Annotated in this window: 14 protein-coding genes; 7 read left to right on the top strand and 7 right to left on the bottom strand. The window is 44.4% G+C overall.

Annotation, left to right across the window (positions count from 1 at the left end):
* Position 1 precedes the first annotated feature (1 nt).
* Together Xbed_RS01945 and serS are read left to right on the top strand one after the other, a co-directional pair.
* Positions 2-1,345, top strand: coding sequence for a replication-associated recombination protein A (locus Xbed_RS01945; protein WP_086111262.1), 1,344 nt, complete (start codon positions 2-4; stop codon positions 1,343-1,345).
* Positions 1,346-1,447: 102 nt separating this feature from the next.
* The gene (gene serS, locus Xbed_RS01950) at positions 1,448-2,737 is read left to right on the top strand and encodes a serine--tRNA ligase (RefSeq protein ID WP_086111263.1); all 1,290 of its coding nucleotides are present in this window, start codon (positions 1,448-1,450) and stop codon (positions 2,735-2,737) included.
* Between the two features lie 99 nt (positions 2,738-2,836).
* Here serS and Xbed_RS01955 read toward each other — a convergent pair whose 3' ends face one another.
* The 7 genes from Xbed_RS01955 to ycaO all read right to left on the bottom strand — a co-directional run bounded on the left by Xbed_RS01955 (position 2,837) and on the right by ycaO (position 11,042).
* Positions 2,837-3,652 (bottom strand): BPSS1780 family membrane protein, encoded by an 816-nt coding sequence (locus Xbed_RS01955; protein ID WP_086111264.1) that lies wholly within the window; start codon positions 3,650-3,652, stop codon positions 2,837-2,839.
* 580 nt (positions 3,653-4,232) lie between these two features.
* Positions 4,233-4,469, bottom strand: coding sequence for a hypothetical protein (locus tag Xbed_RS19935; protein ID WP_208612171.1), 237 nt, complete (start codon positions 4,467-4,469; stop codon positions 4,233-4,235).
* A 50-nt stretch (positions 4,470-4,519) separates the two neighbouring features.
* On the bottom strand, positions 4,520-4,822 hold the full coding sequence (locus Xbed_RS19940; RefSeq protein ID WP_208612172.1) for an endonuclease/exonuclease/phosphatase family protein: 303 nt from the start codon (positions 4,820-4,822) through the stop codon (positions 4,520-4,522).
* Between the two features lie 72 nt (positions 4,823-4,894).
* Entirely contained in the window at positions 4,895-5,635 is a 741-nt protein-coding gene (pflA, locus tag Xbed_RS01965) for a pyruvate formate lyase 1-activating protein (RefSeq protein ID WP_086111265.1), read from the bottom strand.
* A gap of 121 nt (positions 5,636-5,756) precedes the next feature.
* Positions 5,757-8,039, bottom strand: coding sequence for a formate C-acetyltransferase (gene pflB / locus Xbed_RS01970; RefSeq protein WP_086111266.1), 2,283 nt, complete (start codon positions 8,037-8,039; stop codon positions 5,757-5,759).
* Between the two features lie 55 nt (positions 8,040-8,094).
* Positions 8,095-8,952 (bottom strand): formate transporter FocA, encoded by an 858-nt coding sequence (focA, locus tag Xbed_RS01975; protein WP_086111267.1) that lies wholly within the window; start codon positions 8,950-8,952, stop codon positions 8,095-8,097.
* 329 nt (positions 8,953-9,281) lie between these two features.
* Positions 9,282-11,042 (bottom strand): 30S ribosomal protein S12 methylthiotransferase accessory factor YcaO, encoded by a 1,761-nt coding sequence (ycaO, locus tag Xbed_RS01980; protein WP_086111268.1) that lies wholly within the window; start codon positions 11,040-11,042, stop codon positions 9,282-9,284.
* A 148-nt stretch (positions 11,043-11,190) separates the two neighbouring features.
* On the opposite strand from ycaO, the gene ansB reads away from it, so the two are divergent.
* The 5 genes from ansB to rpsA all read left to right on the top strand — a co-directional run bounded on the left by ansB (position 11,191) and on the right by rpsA (position 17,814).
* Positions 11,191-12,234: an L-asparaginase 2 gene (gene ansB, locus Xbed_RS01985; protein WP_086111269.1), complete on the top strand. Its 1,044-nt coding sequence runs from the start codon at positions 11,191-11,193 to the stop codon at positions 12,232-12,234.
* Between the two features lie 368 nt (positions 12,235-12,602).
* On the top strand, positions 12,603-13,691 hold the full coding sequence (serC, locus tag Xbed_RS01990) for a 3-phosphoserine/phosphohydroxythreonine transaminase (RefSeq protein WP_086111270.1): 1,089 nt from the start codon (positions 12,603-12,605) through the stop codon (positions 13,689-13,691).
* 106 nt (positions 13,692-13,797) lie between these two features.
* Positions 13,798-15,114, top strand: a complete 1,317-nt coding sequence (gene aroA, locus Xbed_RS01995; RefSeq protein WP_086111271.1) for a 3-phosphoshikimate 1-carboxyvinyltransferase — start codon at positions 13,798-13,800, stop codon at positions 15,112-15,114.
* A 145-nt stretch (positions 15,115-15,259) separates the two neighbouring features.
* Positions 15,260-15,946: a (d)CMP kinase gene (cmk, locus tag Xbed_RS02000; protein WP_086111272.1), complete on the top strand. Its 687-nt coding sequence runs from the start codon at positions 15,260-15,262 to the stop codon at positions 15,944-15,946.
* Positions 15,947-16,140: 194 nt separating this feature from the next.
* Positions 16,141-17,814, top strand: coding sequence for a 30S ribosomal protein S1 (gene rpsA / locus Xbed_RS02005; protein WP_086111273.1), 1,674 nt, complete (start codon positions 16,141-16,143; stop codon positions 17,812-17,814).
* Positions 17,815-17,827: the final 13 nt, after the last annotated feature.

Below are 17,827 nucleotides of genomic sequence, written 5' to 3' on the forward strand. Positions count from 1 at the left end.
AGTGAACAACCTTTCACTCGATTTTTCACAGAATGAATTTCAGCCACTGGCCGCAAGAATGCGGCCAGTCACATTAGATCATTATATTGGTCAGCAACATTTATTGGCCGAGGGAAAACCGTTGCCAAGGGCGATCCGGGCGGGTCATCTCCATTCTATGATTTTATGGGGGCCGCCGGGAACGGGAAAAACAACGCTGGCTGAAATTATTGGTTATTATGCCCAAGCGGATATTGAACGCATCTCGGCAGTGACCTCCGGCATTAAAGAAATTCGTGAATCCATCGAAAAAGCACGTCAAAATCGTCATGCCGGGCGCAGAACTATCTTATTTGTGGATGAAGTCCATCGATTTAACAAAAGCCAGCAGGATGCGTTTTTACCGCATATTGAAGACGGGACGATTACCTTTATTGGTGCGACGACTGAAAATCCTTCCTTCGAATTAAACTCCTCTTTATTGTCACGGGCGCGTGTCTACTTATTGAAGTCACTCTCGACAGCAGAAATTGAGCAAGTACTTATACAGGCCATGAACGACAAAGATCGTGGCATGGGTGGGCAAAATATTCTGCTACAGGACAATACCCGTCAGATGATAGCGGAGCTGGTTGCAGGAGATGCCCGCCGTTCACTGAACTTGCTGGAAATGATGTCCGACATGGCCGAAGCCAATGCGCAGGGGCAGAAAATTCTGACACCGGAATTGCTGAAAGAGGTGAGCGGAGAGCGAAGTGCACGGTTTGATAATCAAGGTGATCGCTATTACGATCTCATTTCCGCCTTGCATAAATCCGTTCGTGGTTCAGCACCGGATGCAGCGCTTTATTGGTACGCCCGGATTATTACCGCAGGGGGTGATCCGCTTTATGTTGCCCGCCGGTTACTGGCCATTGCGTCTGAAGATGTGGGGAATGCTGATCCACGCGGAATGCAGGTCGCTATTGCTGCATGGGATTGTTTTACGCGAGTGGGCGCGGCAGAAGGGGAACGGGCGATTGCACAGGCGATTGTTTATCTCGCGTGCGCACCGAAAAGCAATGCGGTTTATACCGCATTCAAGGCAGCGCTGGCGGATGCGCAGGACAAGCCTGATTATGATGTACCGGCTCATTTACGTAATGCGCCGACTAAGCTGATGAAAGAGATGGGATTGGGTGAAACCTACCGCTATGCCCATGATGAAGCGAATGCTTATGCTGCCGGTGAGGTCTATTTCCCGTCGGAAATGCAACAAACACGTTATTATTACCCGACGACCAGAGGGCTGGAAGGTAAGATTGGAGAGAAATTAAACTGGTTAATAGAACAGGATAAAAATAGCCTGATAAAACGCTATCGTTAATCTCTTTGATACGGTAAGGTTTATATCCAATAGATTTCGCCACTTTTATTAATAACTTCTTATTAATAAACACTTATTAATAACAACAAGCACAGGACTAGCATGCTCGATCCAAATATACTGCGTAATGAGCTAGACGCAGTCGCCGAAAAACTGGCTCGCAGGGGTTATACCCTTGATGTGGAGATGCTGCGCAAATTAGAAGAGCGCCGCAAAGTTTTACAAGTTGAAACTGAAACCCTGCAGGCAGAACGTAATTCCCGATCGAAATCTATTGGTGCAGCGAAAGCCCGTGGTGAAGATATTGAACCGCTGCGCCAGGAAGTGAATCAGTTGGGAGAAAAGTTGGATTCAGCAAAAGCTGAACTGGAAGCGTTGCAGGCTGAAATCCGCACTCTTGCATTAAGCATGCCGAATATCCCTGATGATGCTTCTCCTGATGGAAAAGATGACAGTGATAATCTGGAAATTAGCCGTTGGGGTGAACCACGCCAGTATGATTTTGAGGTCAAAGATCATGTCTCACTGGGTGAACTGACTGGCGGTCTTGATTTTGCCGCTGCGGTAAAATTGACGGGTTCACGCTTCGTCGTCATGAAAGGTCAGCTCGCCCGTCTGCATCGCGCTATCGCACAGTTCATGCTGGATCTGCATACTGAACAACATGGTTATCTGGAAACTTATGTTCCTTACTTGGTTAACCATGATTCGCTGTACGGTACGGGTCAATTGCCAAAGTTTGGTGAAGATCTGTTTCACACCAGACCGCTGGAAGAAGAATCTGGCAGCCACTATGCCTTGATCCCAACAGCGGAAGTCCCTGTTACGAACTTGGTTCGTGGTGAAATTCTGGATGAAAGCGAGTTACCACTGAAAATGACGGCACATACCCCTTGCTTCCGTTCTGAAGCAGGCTCTTATGGTCGTGATACTCGTGGTTTAATTCGTATGCACCAATTTGACAAAGTTGAGCTGGTGCAGATTGTTCATCCTGAAAAATCCATGGATGCCCTGGAAGAATTGACCGGACATGCCGAAAAAGTATTGCAGTTACTGAACCTGCCTTATCGCAAGATGTTGCTGTGTACCGGTGACATGGGTGCGGGCGCAAGGAAAACTTACGATCTGGAAGTTTGGCTGCCGGCGCAGAATACATACCGTGAAATCTCATCTTGCTCTAATACATGGGATTTTCAGGCTCGCCGTATGCAAGCCCGCTTCCGCAGTAAAGATGACAAGAAAACCCAATTGGTGCATACACTGAATGGTTCTGGTCTTGCGGTAGGTCGTACTCTGGTGGCGGTGATGGAAAACTATCAGCAAGCCGATGGCCGCATTGAAATTCCGGCAGTATTGCGCCCTTATATGAATGGGTTGGAATACATCGGTTAATATCCTCTGTTCTTAATAAAAAAACGCCATTATTTGGCGTTTTTTTTATGAATAAATACGTTCAAAGCGTTTTTTGCATCAATATCGATTGGAGAATACTTAACTGATTAAGTCAGATTTGCTCTCTTGGGATTCAGTTGTATAAAAAATGCTACGATAAGTCGTATAATAGGTTGCCATATACAGAGGGATCATCACAAACAGACCTAAGCCCAATGGAATTGCAGAAATAGACATCATAATGCCCATTAATAAGAAGAAGAGAAAACCACCGAAGAGGTTTTTCTTGACAGCACTCAAACTCATTGATACGGCTTCACCAAATTTTAGATCATTGATGATAATCAGAGCCGGAGCAAACCAGCTAAATGCCAGGCCAACTGTCATGAAAAAATATAGGATAAGGATGGACAAGAATAAAGTGGACAGGCTCCCTAACAATAGTGCTGGGTCTGAGCTTTGGCCTGATAAAATCAATTGGAACAAACCTGCACCGCCAACAATCATAGCCGCAATCACGCCAAGCAGATATATACCAAAGAAAAGTGCTCCAACCGCAACGAGTGAACCGAGCTTATTTTTAAATCCGTAAAAGATTAACTCGATGTCAAAATTACCGGTTGTCCTTTGTTTCTCACCCGCAGCGATAAAGCCAGCAACGAATACTGGACCAAATAACATGCTAAAGATCCCGAGAAAAGGAATGAACACCGTTATCGCTATAATAGCGATGTAAATTAACGTGATCAGTATCCATCTCATTGGATTGGCTTTAAACATTCCCCATGCGCTGCCGATCCATTCGGTTGCTGCTCCGGCTCCAACTGAACGCCCACCAGGAATGAATGTGCTTTTTTCTTTCGCCAGAGAAACGTTTTTTTCTCCTGAATCGAGATTAGTATCTTGAATATCCATGTTTTTCCGATTTATCTTATTGAGTGGTAATTTCTGAATTGATTTTTCTCTATTTTCATCCCGTTGGTACTAATTGTTAGAGAAAGTTGTTAGAGAAAACGGCAGAATTATCATATAAAAATTATTAATCAACAAGTATTAATTGTAATTCTTATCAATGGATTAATGGGGTTTTTGTTGGTATTACGGCGTATCTTGAAGAATATTGTTGTTACTTATGATGATCCCATTTTGGTTAAACCAACCAACTTATCTTGATATAAAGTAAATGATTTTGTTTTTGATATTAAAATTTGAATTTATCAGATTAAAATTTTATACCTAAAATAAGGTATCTGTTTAGGGTTATGGCTACGTTTCTCATATCCAATGGTAGGGTTTTCATTTTCGCTTGAATTTTTTCTATAAATCTCGATTAATTATAATTAAATGTCTTTTTATAATAGTGAGTACTGAAACGCCTGAAAATCCCTTACTCCTGCGCCGCAAGGAGTAAGGATTCAGTTATTCATGGGTTAAATAAAAAGTGGTCAATATGCCTTTGTGGTCAGTCGGCCACACTCCCTGTGGTTGTTTAAATTTATCCTGCGAGTTTGTTGATATCGGCGTTCAAGTTATTTGCCGGCCAGGTAAAGCCCGGATAAGCCACCGGATCGGGATACTTTACTCGATAGGTATCAAAGTAATCGGCACTAGCCAATAGCTTACTACTCGTCCAGAAAACTACGGCACCATTATGGTCGAAAAGATCTTTGGTTTTCTCTGTCCAATCCATAAAAGATGGTTCATTAAAATCTCCGGCCATAATTAGCCGCATGTTTATAATCTAAATGGCAGGAATAAAAAGCGATATAAGTGCCATTTATTTTAGTTAATTTTAATTAATGCTTTAGTAAGTCGGTCAAAATCACCATGTTTGATTATAGGGTAACGCGAAAGGATACCGACATCGTTTTTTGATTGATAAGAATCATAGATCAAGCCTTTTTTATGAAGATCTTTGACCAATCTTTTAGTAAAACCAACATTATTATAGTTACGCACTTCACTCAATGCGATAAGGTCAGGATGAGTAAAAATAATGGCATTAACGGTACCTTTATAACCGCCTTTAACTTCATTTCCTTCTTGCCAAATATTTATGGAAGGAAACTGACTCGAAGTGATCAAAAGCCAGTTTCTATCAAAAATGATAAACGGCTTGATGAATGAAGCCGTTAGAGAAAAAAGAAGAGAATGAAGCTAATAGATCACATGATGCCCATAGCGGCTTAAAATGTTTTTTACCCTATCCATGGTTTCTGTTGATGGGGGTTTGACGCTTTCTAGTTTATATTCTTCTCCCATGGCAATCCATTTATGTTTACCCAGTTCGTGATAAGGTAATAATTCAATTTTCTCAATATTTTTCATATCCTTGGTAAATTCACCCAGTAAATGAACGGATTGATCGTCATCCGACCAACCGGGAACGACAACATAACGGAGCCAGGTTTTTTGATTGCGTTTTGCCAGATAATGGGCAAATTCGAGAGTCCGATGATTGGATACGCCGACCAATTTTTGGTGAATGCTATCATCAAGCTGTTTTAAATCCAGCATAACCAGGTCAGTCGCATCCAGAAGCTCGTCAATCACCGGATCATAGCGACGAACAAAACCATTGGTATCTAAGCAGGTGTGAATGCCTTCTGCATGGCAAGCCCTGAACCAGTCGCGGACAAATTCAGCCTGAAGGATCGCTTCACCACCAGAAGCGGTGACGCCACCACCAGAAGCATTCATAAAATGACGATAGGTTGTTGCTTCCTTGATTAATTCTTCAACCGTCACGGTTTTTCCGCCATGAGTATCCCAGGTATCGCGGTTATGGCAATAGAGGCAACGCATCAGGCAACCTTGGAAAAACACGATAAAACGGATACCCGGGCCATCAACGGTGCCGCAAGATTCAAAAGAGTGGATATGGCCAAGTACGGACATGAAAGGATTTCTCCAAAACAGACAAGCGAATAAAGGCCCCAAATATAGTGGGGCCTTTAGTGTATGTCATTTTATTTCATCAAGAAATAATGACATGTTGCGGTAACGAGATTCTGAATTTTTACATTGTTTGAGTAAATGTACGGGTGATAACATCCCGCTGCTGTTCTTTAGTCAGCGAGTTGAAACGCACAGCATAACCGGATACGCGAATGGTTAGCTGAGGGTATTTCTCAGGGTTTTCCATTGCATCCAACAGCATTTCACGATTCATGACGTTGACATTCAGATGTTGACCACCTTCGATATCCGCTTCGTGATGGAAATAACCATCCATTAAGCCCGCCAGATTTGCCCTGCGGACTGCGTCATCTTTACCCAGTGCGTTAGGCACGATCGAGAAGGTATATGAAATACCATCTTTGGCATAGGCAAATGGCAGTTTAGCCACCGAAGTCAGTGAAGCCACCGCGCCTTTTTGGTCGCGTCCGTGCATTGGGTTAGCGCCAGGCCCGAATGGTGCCCCCGCGCGACGCCCATCAGGCGTATTACCGGTTTTTTTACCATAAACCACGTTTGAGGTAATGGTCAGTACAGACTGTGTAGGAACGGCATTGCGATAAGTTTGCAGTTTCTGGATTTTCTTCATGAAGCGTTCAACCAGATCACAAGCGATATCATCAACACGGGGATCGTTGTTACCGAACTGTGGGTATTCACCTTCAATGTTGAAATCAACCGCCAAACCCTCTTCATCACGGATGGGAGAAACTTTCGCATATTTAATCGCAGACAGTGAATCAGCCGCCACCGACAGACCCGCTATACCACATGCCATGGTACGGAGCACATCACGATCATGCAGTGCCATTAATGCGGCTTCATAGCTGTATCGGTCATGCATATAGTGGATGATGTTCAGGGCAGTGACATACTGTTTTGCCAGCCAATCCATGAAGTGATCCATACGATCCATGACCTTGTCATAATCGAGCACGGCATCTCTCATTGGCTCTTCTTTCGGGCCAACCTGCATTTTCATTTTTTCATCCACGCCGCCATTAATGGCATACAACATGGTTTTTGCGAGGTTGGCACGGGCACCGAAGAACTGCATTTGTTTACCGACGATCATTGGGCTGACGCAGCAGGCGATAGCATAATCATCGCTGTTGAAGTCAGGGCGCATTAAATCATCATTTTCATATTGCAGGGATGACGTATCAATAGACACTTTTGCGGCGAATTTTTTGAAGCTGATTGGCAGCTTTTCAGACCACAGAATGGTCATGTTAGGTTCTGGGGATGGTCCCATGGTGTACAGCGTATTCAGGAAACGGAAACTGTTTTTGGTCACCAGAGTACGACCGTCTAAACCCATGCCTGCCAGTGATTCGGTTGCCCAGATTGGGTCACCAGAGAACAGTTCATCATATTCCGGGGTACGCAGGAAACGCACCATGCGCAGTTTCATGACCAGATGATCGATCAATTCTTGGGCTTGTTGTTCGGTCAGTTGGCCTGCCTGAATATCGCGTTCGATGTAGATATCCAGGAAACTGGAAACCCGGCCGAAAGACATTGCAGCCCCGTTTTGAGATTTAACGGCGGCCAGATAAGCGAAGTAAGTCCATTGTACCGCTTCCTTGGCATTGCTGGCCGGTTTGGAAATATCATAGCCATATTTAGCGGCCATCTCTTTGATTTGACCCAAGGCGCGGTGCTGTTCAGCGATTTCCTCGCGCAGACGGATAGTGGGTTCCAAATCTTCGCCGTTTTCCAATTTTTCCTGCAGGGAAGTGAATTGGGCATATTTGTCATCACGCAGGAAGTCAATACCGTACAGCGCAACGCGACGGTAATCACCGATGATGCGTCCACGGCCGTAGGCATCTGGCAGACCCGTTAACACGCCAGATTTACGGCATTTCAGGATATCCGGAGTATAAACATCGAATACTCCCTGATTATGGGTTTTGCGATATTCAGTGAAAATCTGTTTCAGTTTTGGGTCCAGATCGCGGTTGTAGGCTTTGCAAGAACCTTCAACCATTTTAATGCCACCAAATGGGATAATGGCACGTTTCAGCGGGGCTTCAGTTTGCAGACCAACGATTTGTTCCAGATTTTTTTCAATATAACCAGCATCATGAGAGGTAATGGTAGACGCAACATCAGTATCAAAATCTACCGGTGCATGAGTCCGGTTTTCGATTTTGATCCCTTCCATGACTTTTTCCCACAAAATATCTGTCGCTTTTGTGGCGCCCGCAAGGAATGCTTCATCACCTTCATACGGAGTATAGTTTTTCTGGATGAAGTCACGAACATTGACTTCATTTTGCCAGCTACCCTCGTTAAAGCCTTGCCATGCTACAGAAAATTTTTCATTTAACTCGGACATGATACTTCTACCTTCTAGTAGTGGAACTTTTAATAAATCTGGCGTGGAAGCACAGTTAATACTTTTGGCTGCCACGTAAATAAAGAAACCAATAAGCCAACCCCACTAATATCGCACCACCGATAATGTTACCTATCGTGACAGGGATCAGATTATCGGTAATAAAGTTTGCAATGGTGAGCTGAGGAAACTGTTCGGGGCTGGCTCCCGCTTTTACCCAGAATTCATTCGGTGCAAAGTTTTTGATGATGATCCCGAATGGAATTAGAAACATGTTGGCGATGCTGTGCTCAAAGCTACTGGCGACAAACATGCCAATTGGGAAGATCAACGCGAATAATTTATCGATCAAGCTGCGCCCGGCATAACTCATCCAAACCGCAAGGCATACCATCAAATTGGCTAAGATACCCAAACATACGGCTTCAATAAAAGTATGGTGCATTTTATGATCTGCGGTCTGTAATACATTCAGCCCCCAGGCACCATTGGCAACGGTATATTGACCTGAGAACCAAATTAAGGTGACAAAAAATAACGCGCCAATCAGGTTACCGATATAAACATGAATCCAGTTTTTAAACATCTGCGACCAAGTAATGCGCCCGGTTGCTTTTGAAACGATCGTTAACACCGTGGAGGTGAAGAGGTCAACACCACAGATAACCACCAGCATCAATCCAAGGGAAAAGCAGATCCCGCCGGTTAATTTTGCCAATCCATAAGGAATGGAAGAGGTTCCCGTTGTTGCCGTAATATAAAAAACAAAAGCAATGGAGATAAACATACCTGCCATGATTGCCGATAAATAAGTCACTGCGGGATGTTTATTGACTTTATATACACCACTATCATCCGCGATTTGTGCCATTACAGCAGGTGGAAATAAATTAAAAGGGTTGTCAGTGTTCATCCTAACACTCTCTTTATCCTTAGTTAATTATAGCACGCCTCGATAGTAACAAATGGGCATTGACCAGAATTTGATATAGATCATGTTAGCCCGACAGTTTGGTCAAATATGGCCGTCCAAATGTGATTAATTTAATTTAAGACAATGATTTATAAATGGAAAATATTTTTTAAAATTTATAAAAATATTTTATATGGAAGGTTATGGCGGTTTCAGGCATGAAAGTAAAATAACAGGTTAAATTGTCATTTATTTGTTGTTTCAAAATAAATTATATTTAACCTGTATTTTACTTTTTATAATCAATAAACTTTAATGTAACAGTCTATTTATTTTGCCCAAAACTCGCGTTTAGCTTTTTGCAGTTTTTCATAAGCATTCAACAATGCTTGATGTGCGGGGAAGGCTTTTAATTCTGCATCAACAGGCCATAAACCGTAGAAACCGTTTTCTCCGGCAATGGCAGCAGAAGCGGCATCGACAGTCTCTTGACCATACATTTTAACGAATGCCTGATAATACTGTTCTGGCTCGCGATCGTCTTCTTGGGTCAATAGCAGCAGTGTTTGCAGGCAACGATAGTAATTGGCTCTCTCAGCGGTAAAGACAGAGGCATTGAAATCTTGTGTCCATTCAACCCAAATCAGTGCTTGTTCCAGATCGTTACCAGCCAGTGCCAGCATAGATTTCAATTCACCGATACGCAGGTTGCTCCAACCGTTATCTTTACCTGCCGCAATCCCCAATAACTCACGAACGCGGGTGAAATCATCCAGCCCTTCATCATCTAATTGTTCGAGGAAAGCCAGATACTCTTCGGGTTGCCATTGACTTTTCGGTAACGCCAGAATCGCATCCCGCAGATGGGTTCCCATTGTATTATTGGCAATGTGTAAATCTTCAACCGGATAGATATCAGACATGCCGGGAACCAGAATACGGCAGGCATAAACGCCAAGGTGCTCATAATCAGCAATGTAGACATCAGCATCCAGGGTATTGAAGATCCCCATCAGGGTAGCGAACTCTTCCTCTGTCGTGCCACTGAAACTCCAGTCAGCAAATTCATAATCGGCATCCTGTTTGAAAAGATCCCAACTGATTGCACCGCTTGAATCAATAAAATGCGTTTCCAGATTAGTATGTTCAGAAACTTCTTCATCATCGAAACTGGGGGGAGTAAAGACATCCAGATCTTTCAGGCTGCGCCCTTGCAGCAGTTCTGTAACGGTACGCTCCAGTGCAACGCCAAAATCAGGATGGGCACCAAAGGATGCGAAACAAGTCCCATTATTCGGATTGAACAGGACGACGCAAATGACAGGGAATTGGCCGCCCAGTGAGGCATCGTAACAATAGAGCGGGAAGCCTTCTTCCTGCAGCTTGCTGACCGCTTCAACCACGCCGGGATAGCGGTTCATGACATTTTGCGGAATTTCAGGCAAGCTGATGCATTCTGCGATAATACGGTTTTTTACATAACGCTCGAACACTTCAGACAGCCCCTGAACACGGGCTTCATTCATGGTATTGCCGGCGGACATGCCGTTTGAAACGTACAAATTCCCGATAATATTCATCGGGATATAAATAGCTTGGTTATCTGACTGACGAGTGAACGGCAGGGCGCAGATCCCACGCTCCTCATTACCCGATTGCAAATCAATTAATTGGCTGGCACAGAGCGCATTATCTGGATTATAAAAACGATGCAGGCGCTCATCTAAAATACCTGCTGGCAAAGAATCATCTTCCGGTACCGGGAACCATTTTTCATTTGGGTAATGGACAAACTCGCCTTTGGCAATAGCCTCGCCGAGGTAAAAATCCGCAAAGAAATAGTTTGTCGATAGACGCTCGAAATATTCGCCCAATGCAGAAGCCAATGCCGCTTTTTTGCTGGCGCCCTTACCATTGGTAAAACACAGAGGGCAGTCACGATCACGGATATGCACAGACCAGACATTTGGGACAGGATTCAGCCATGAGGCTTCTTCAATATTAAAACCGAGGGATTCCAGCTTATGCTGGAAACGATTAATAGAGTCTTCCAACGCGGCATCTTTGCCTGGGATATAGGTTTGCGTCATCGTGATTCACTTCAATCTTATGTTCAAAGCCACATATCATACGGTGTTTTTTTTATCCGCTCTATCAATTCCCAAAAATTATTGTTAATTAGAGTTTTTTATTCTTGGTTTACATAATAAAATAGCTTTTTTTACAAGAGATTGAATAATGAAAAAGACTAAAATAACAGCAATAGCCAGTTTTTTGGCTGTCATCAGTGGCTCTGCTTTTGCTTTACCCAATATTACTGTGTTGGCAACCGGTGGCACAATTGCAGGGGGTGGGGAATCTGCAACCCAATCTAGTTATACTGCGGGTAAAGTAGGCATTGACTCATTACTGAATGCTGTTCCGGCAATCAAAAACATTGCTGACCTGAAAGGCGAGCAAGTTGTCAGTATTGGTTCGCAGGATATGAACGATCAGGTTTGGTTGACTCTGGCGAAAAAAATTAATGCAGATTGTGATAAAACCGATGGTTTCGTTATCACCCATGGTACTGATACTATGGAAGAAACGGCTTATTTCCTCGATTTGACGACGCAATGCCAAAAACCTATCGTGATGGTTGGCGCGATGCGTCCATCTACGGCTCTGGGTGCTGATGGCCCATTGAACCTGTACAACGCGGTGGTGGTTGCTGCGGATAAAAATTCGGCAAACCGTGGCGTGCTGCTGGCAATGAATGATTCTGTGATCCATGGCCGTGATATCGGTAAATTGAGCACAACAGAAGTTCAGGCGTTTCAGGCGGTCAATGCCGGTGCTCAGGGTTTTGTTCATAACGGCAAAGTGAATTACTATTCTGCCGCATCAGTAAAACCGAACAAAGCGGCTTTTGATGTGAGTAACCTGGATAAACTGCCAAAAGTCGGCATCGTTTATAACTACTCCAATGCCTCTGATCTGCCAACCAAAGCGTTTGTTGAAAACGGCTATCAGGGCATTATCAGCGCAGGTGTAGGTAACGGTAACATCTATAAGTCTATTTTGGACACGCTGACCCAAGCGGCGAAAGATGGCGTTGTTGTTGTTCGCTCCAGCCGCATTCCTTTCGGTTACACGACCCAGAATGCTGAAGTGAATGACAGCAAATATGGATTTGTGGCATCAGAGCGTTTGAACCCACAGAAAGCGCGTGTGCTTCTGCAATTGGCTCTGACTCAGACCACCGATATCGAAAAAATTCAGGAAATGTACAGTAAGTATTAATTCCTGATAAACAATGATAAAAAGGCGCATTGAATGCGCCTTTTTATATTCTGTTATCCAGATAGGACATTTATTTTTACATCTTGATATTATTCTATCGAAGTTTATTTATGTGGTTTTATTGGTGTGATTGAACATTAAATGAGTTCGGGTGATATTCATATTTTCTTGAATGAATTTTAAATAGGATAATTATGTTTGCCAGTAAAGTTGGCGAGATAAATTATAGCTGAACAGTCAGTGATACAAAATCATCGTCAGAATAGTTCGCAATAATCTTCTGATAACCATTGCAGCGACAAGGCTGGAGTGATAAAACCAATACTTCCGATTTTATTGTATCCATTGATAGGGTGAGGTTGAGGTTAATGAGTCAGGTATATAATTTCAGCGCGGGTCCGGCCATGTTACCAGCGGAAGTATTACGCCGTGCAGAACAAGAACTTTGTAGTTGGCGTGGTTTGGGAACATCAGTGATGGAAATCAGCCACCGCAGCAAAGAATTCATCGCGGTTACCGTTGAAGCAGAAAAAGATCTTCGGGATTTATTGGCGATACCTGAGAATTACAAAGTGCTTTTTTGCCATGGTGGGGCGCGTGCACAATTCTCAGCACTGCCACTGAATTTACTGGGTGACAAAACAACCGCAGATTATATTGTTAGTGGCTATTGGTCTGAATGTGCAGCGAAAGAAGCAGAAAAATATTGCACACCAAACGTCATTGATATCAGGCTGGAAACCGACGGTATAACCCGTGTGAAGCCGATGAGTGAATGGGCTTTGAGCAGTGATGCCGCCTATATCCATTATTGCCCCAATGAAACCATTGAGGGCGTTGCCATTTTTGAAGAGCCTGATTTTGGTGATGATAAAATTGTGATTGCCGATTACTCTTCGACCATTCTTTCTGCGCCGATTGATGTCAGCCGTTATGGCGTCATTTATGCCGGCGCGCAAAAAAATATCGGGCCGGCGGGGATCACCGTGGTCATCATTCGCGAAGACCTATTGGGTAAAGCGCATAAACATACCCCATCCATTCTGGATTATACCGTACAAGTTCAATACGACTCTATGTACAACACACCACCCACATTTGCATGGTATCTGTCTGGCATGGTATTCAAGTGGTTGAAAGAGCAGGGTGGATTACAAGAAATCAGAAAACGAAATCATGCCAAGGCAGAACATCTCTATCATGCCATTGATAATAGCAACTTGTATATCAACCGCGTCGCGCCTCAAAACCGCTCTATCATGAACGTCCCATTCCAGTTAGCGAATCCGGCACTGGATGGTAAGTTTTTGGAAGAAGCCTATGCCCACGGGCTGCATGCGTTGAAAGGACACAAAGTGGCAGGTGGTGCCCGTGCTTCCATTTATAATGCGATGACTTATGAAGGTGTCAACGCATTGGTTGAGTTTATGGCCGATTTTGAAGGTCATAACGCGTAATGTTTCTTGTTATCGGGAGAATCAACCCTCCCGATACCCATATTCCCAATTTATCCTACGAACCAAATTAAAAATTAGCGTGTTAAGATCGGAGACACCTCTCTTTATGCAATCCCTGACGTTACAACCTATTTCCCGTATCAATGGAACAATTAACCTACCCGGCTCAAAGAGTGTTTCCAATCGTGCTTTGTTGCTCGCTGCCTTTGCCAAGGGAACGACCCGGCTCACTAATTTATTGGATAGTGACGATATTCGTCACATGCTTAATGCTCTGACTGCGTTAGATATTTCCTATCGCCTGTCCGCCGATCGCACCATTTGTGAAGTCGATGGCATTGGAGGACGCATTACTGGCAAAAGTGGGCTTGAACTGTTTTTAGGCAATGCAGGTACAGCAATGCGGCCATTGGCCGCGGCACTTTGTTTGGGCGGTCATAATGGCTTGGAAGATAACAGCGAAAATAACAGTATCGTATTGACCGGGGAGCCGCGAATGAAAGAGCGCCCAATTGGTCATCTGGTGGATGCACTGCGTCAAGGTGGGGCGGAAATTGTCTATCTTGAACAGGAAAATTATCCGCCATTGCTTATCAAGGGCGGATTCTCCGGCGGGAAAATTACCGTAGACGGCAGTGTTTCGAGTCAATTTCTGACCGCCTTGCTGATGTCTGCACCGTTGGCAGACAACGATACCGAAATCCATATCCAGGGGGATTTGGTTTCTAAGCCCTATATTGATATCACGCTGGCACTGATGAAAAGTTTCGGTGTGACAGTAAACAACCACCAATATCAGACTTTTTACATTCAAGGCCAGCAGCAATATTTGTCGCCGGGACAGTATTTAGTCGAAGGCGATGCTTCATCGGCGTCTTATTTTCTGGCGGCGGCCGCGATTAAAGGCGGTACAGTTCGTGTCACGGGCATTGGCAGAAATAGTCTGCAAGGGGATACCCAATTTGCCAATGTATTGGCGAAGATGGGCGCAATGATTCGCTGGGGTGACGATTTTGTTGAGTGTGAACGCGGTACTTTGACTGGCATTGATATGGACATGAATGCGATCCCTGACGCTGCCATGACCATTGCAACAACGGCCCTGTTTGCACAGGGGGAAACGGTTATCCGCAATATCTATAACTGGCGGGTAAAGGAAACCGACCGGCTCAATGCAATGGCGACGGAATTACGCAAAATAGGGGCAGAAGTCGAAGAAGGGCATGATTATATCCGGGTTATACCGCCAGAAAAACTTAATCATGCTGAAATTGAAACCTATAATGATCATCGGATTGCCATGTGTTTCTCGCTGGTGGCACTCTCGGATACCCCGATCACTATTCTTGACCCGGGCTGTACGGCAAAAACATTCCCCGATTACTTCAATCAGCTTGGAAAGCTCAGTCAATCGGCAAAATAGATGGAATATAGATAGGAATACTGTTTCGCTCATCGGCTGAGTGCGTATAATAAGACAGACTTTTATTGCTTGTTAATTGAGCAATTACCACATTCGGTAGATGAACTGTCTGTTGTGCGAATGTTATGCGAAAAGGAGGAAGATGATGGCGGCGATAGCCCCTGTAATAACCGTTGATGGGCCAAGTGGTGCTGGCAAGGGAACGCTCTGCCAGGCATTGGCTGAAGCGTTAAATTGGCAATTGCTTGATTCAGGTGCCATTTATCGTGTGCTGGCACTGGCTGCCATCCACCATCAAGTGGATATCCAGTCGGAAGACGCCCTGGTTCCTCTGGCAGCAAATCTGGATGTTCGTTTTGTGCCTGCAAATGGCAAACTTCGGGTCATTCTGGAAGGTGAAGATGTCAGCAATGAAATTCGTACCGAAACTGTCGGGAATACCGCTTCACAGGCAGCGACATTCCCGCGTGTCCGTGAAGCACTCCTGCGCCGTCAGCGGGCTTTCCGCCTCTCTCCTGGGCTGATTGCAGATGGCCGTGACATGGGAACCGTTGTGTTTCCTGATGCGCCAGTGAAAATATTTCTCGATGCCAGCGCGGAAGAACGTGCCCGTAGACGCATGTTACAGTTGCAGGAGAAAGGTTTTAGTGTTAAGTTTGAACGTCTTTTGTCCGAAATACAGGAACGGGATTTCCGTGACCGCAATCGGGCGGCTGCGCCATTAGTGCCTGCACAAGATGCATTGATCTTAGATTCGACCAGCATGTCTATCGAAGAAGTGATTAATAAGGCACTGACTTATGCGAAGAATATGCTGGAAATACCAGCATAAGTATTAATTTTCGCAAATAGGCTATTGCAGTCGCGTATCAAGAAGATGTATATAGAATTCTGGTGTGTGGGTAGTGAAATATGCTGGCACACCAAAACACCTTGTAACAGGGATAAAGTTGCGAGGTATGTAAAACAACCCCATTCGGCCGGATGCTAAATGGACGTTAATTAAAAACCTTGAAGATCATTAACATGACAGAATCTTTTGCTCAACTCTTTGAAGAATCCCTACAGTCTATCGAAACTCGTCCAGGTGCAATCGTACGTGGTGTTGTCGTTGCTATCGATAAAGACGTTGTATTGGTTGATGCAGGTCTGAAATCTGAATCTGCAATTCCTGTAGAACAATTCAAAAATGCTCAAGGCGAGCTGGAAATCCAAGTTGGCGATGAAATCGACGTAGCTCTGGATGCGGTAGAAGATGGTTTCGGTGAAACTATCCTGTCCCGTGAAAAAGCAAAACGTCACGAAGCATGGCTGATGCTGGAAAAAGCATACGAAGAAGCTGAAACTGTCACTGGTGTTATCAATGGCAAAGTAAAAGGCGGATTCACTGTAGAACTGAACGGTATCCGTGCGTTCCTGCCAGGTTCACTGGTTGACGTTCGCCCAGTTCGTGACACTGCTCACCTTGAAGGCAAAGAGCTTGAGTTCAAAGTCATCAAGCTGGATCAGAAACGCAACAACGTAGTTGTTTCCCGTCGTGCTGTTATCGAATCAGAAAACAGTGCTGAACGTGATCAGTTGCTGGAAAACCTGCAAGAAGGCATGGAAGTTAAAGGTATCGTTAAGAACCTGACTGACTACGGTGCATTCGTTGATCTGGGCGGCGTTGATGGCCTGCTGCACATTACTGATATGGCTTGGAAACGTGTTAAACACCCAAGCGAAATCGTCAATGTGGGCGATGAAATTACAGTTAAAGTACTGAAATTCGACCGTGAGCGTACTCGCGTATCTCTGGGTCTGAAACAATTGGGTGAAGATCCATGGGTAGCAATTGCTAAACGTTATCCAGAAAGTACTAAACTGACTGGTCGCGTAACTAACCTGACTGACTACGGCTGCTTCGTTGAAATCGAAGAAGGCGTTGAAGGTCTGGTACACGTTTCAGAAATGGATTGGACCAACAAAAACATCCACCCATCCAAAGTTGTTAACGTGGGTGATGTTGTGGAAGTTATGGTTCTGGATATCGATGAAGAACGTCGTCGTATCTCCCTGGGTCTGAAACAGTGTAAATCTAACCCTTGGCAGCAATTTGCTGAGACTCACAACAAAAACGACCGTGTTGAAGGCAAAATCAAGTCTATCACTGACTTCGGTATCTTCATCGGTCTGGACGGCGGCATCGACGGTCTGGTTCACCTGTCTGACATCTCCTGGAACGTTGCAGGTGAAGAAGCAGTTCGTGAATACAAAAAAGGCGACGAAATTGCTGCTGTAGTTCTGCAAGTTGATGCAGAGCGTGAGCGCATCTCCCTGGGCATCAAACAATTGGCAGAAGATCCATTCAACAATTACCTGTCTGTAAACAAGAAAGGTGTAATTGTTACTGGTAAAGTCACTGCTGTTGATGCAAAAGGTGCTACAGTTGAATTAGCTGACGGCGTTGAAGGTTACCTGCGTGCATCAGAAGCCACTCGTGATCGCGTTGAAGATGCAACTCAAGTTCTGAACGTTGGCGATGAAGTTGAAGCTAAATATGTTGGCGTTGATCGCAAAAACCGCGTAATCAACCTGTCTGTTCGTGCAAAAGACGAAGCTGATGAAAAAGATGCTATCGCTTCTGTGAACAAGCAAGAAGATACTAACTTCGCTAACAACGCAATGGCTGAAGCTTTCAAAGCAGCTAAAGGCGAATAATCTAAGTCAATAA

It is taken from the genome of Xenorhabdus beddingii (assembly GCF_002127545.1).
In the GTDB taxonomy this organism is placed as follows: Bacteria; Pseudomonadota; Gammaproteobacteria; order Enterobacterales; family Enterobacteriaceae; genus Xenorhabdus; species Xenorhabdus beddingii.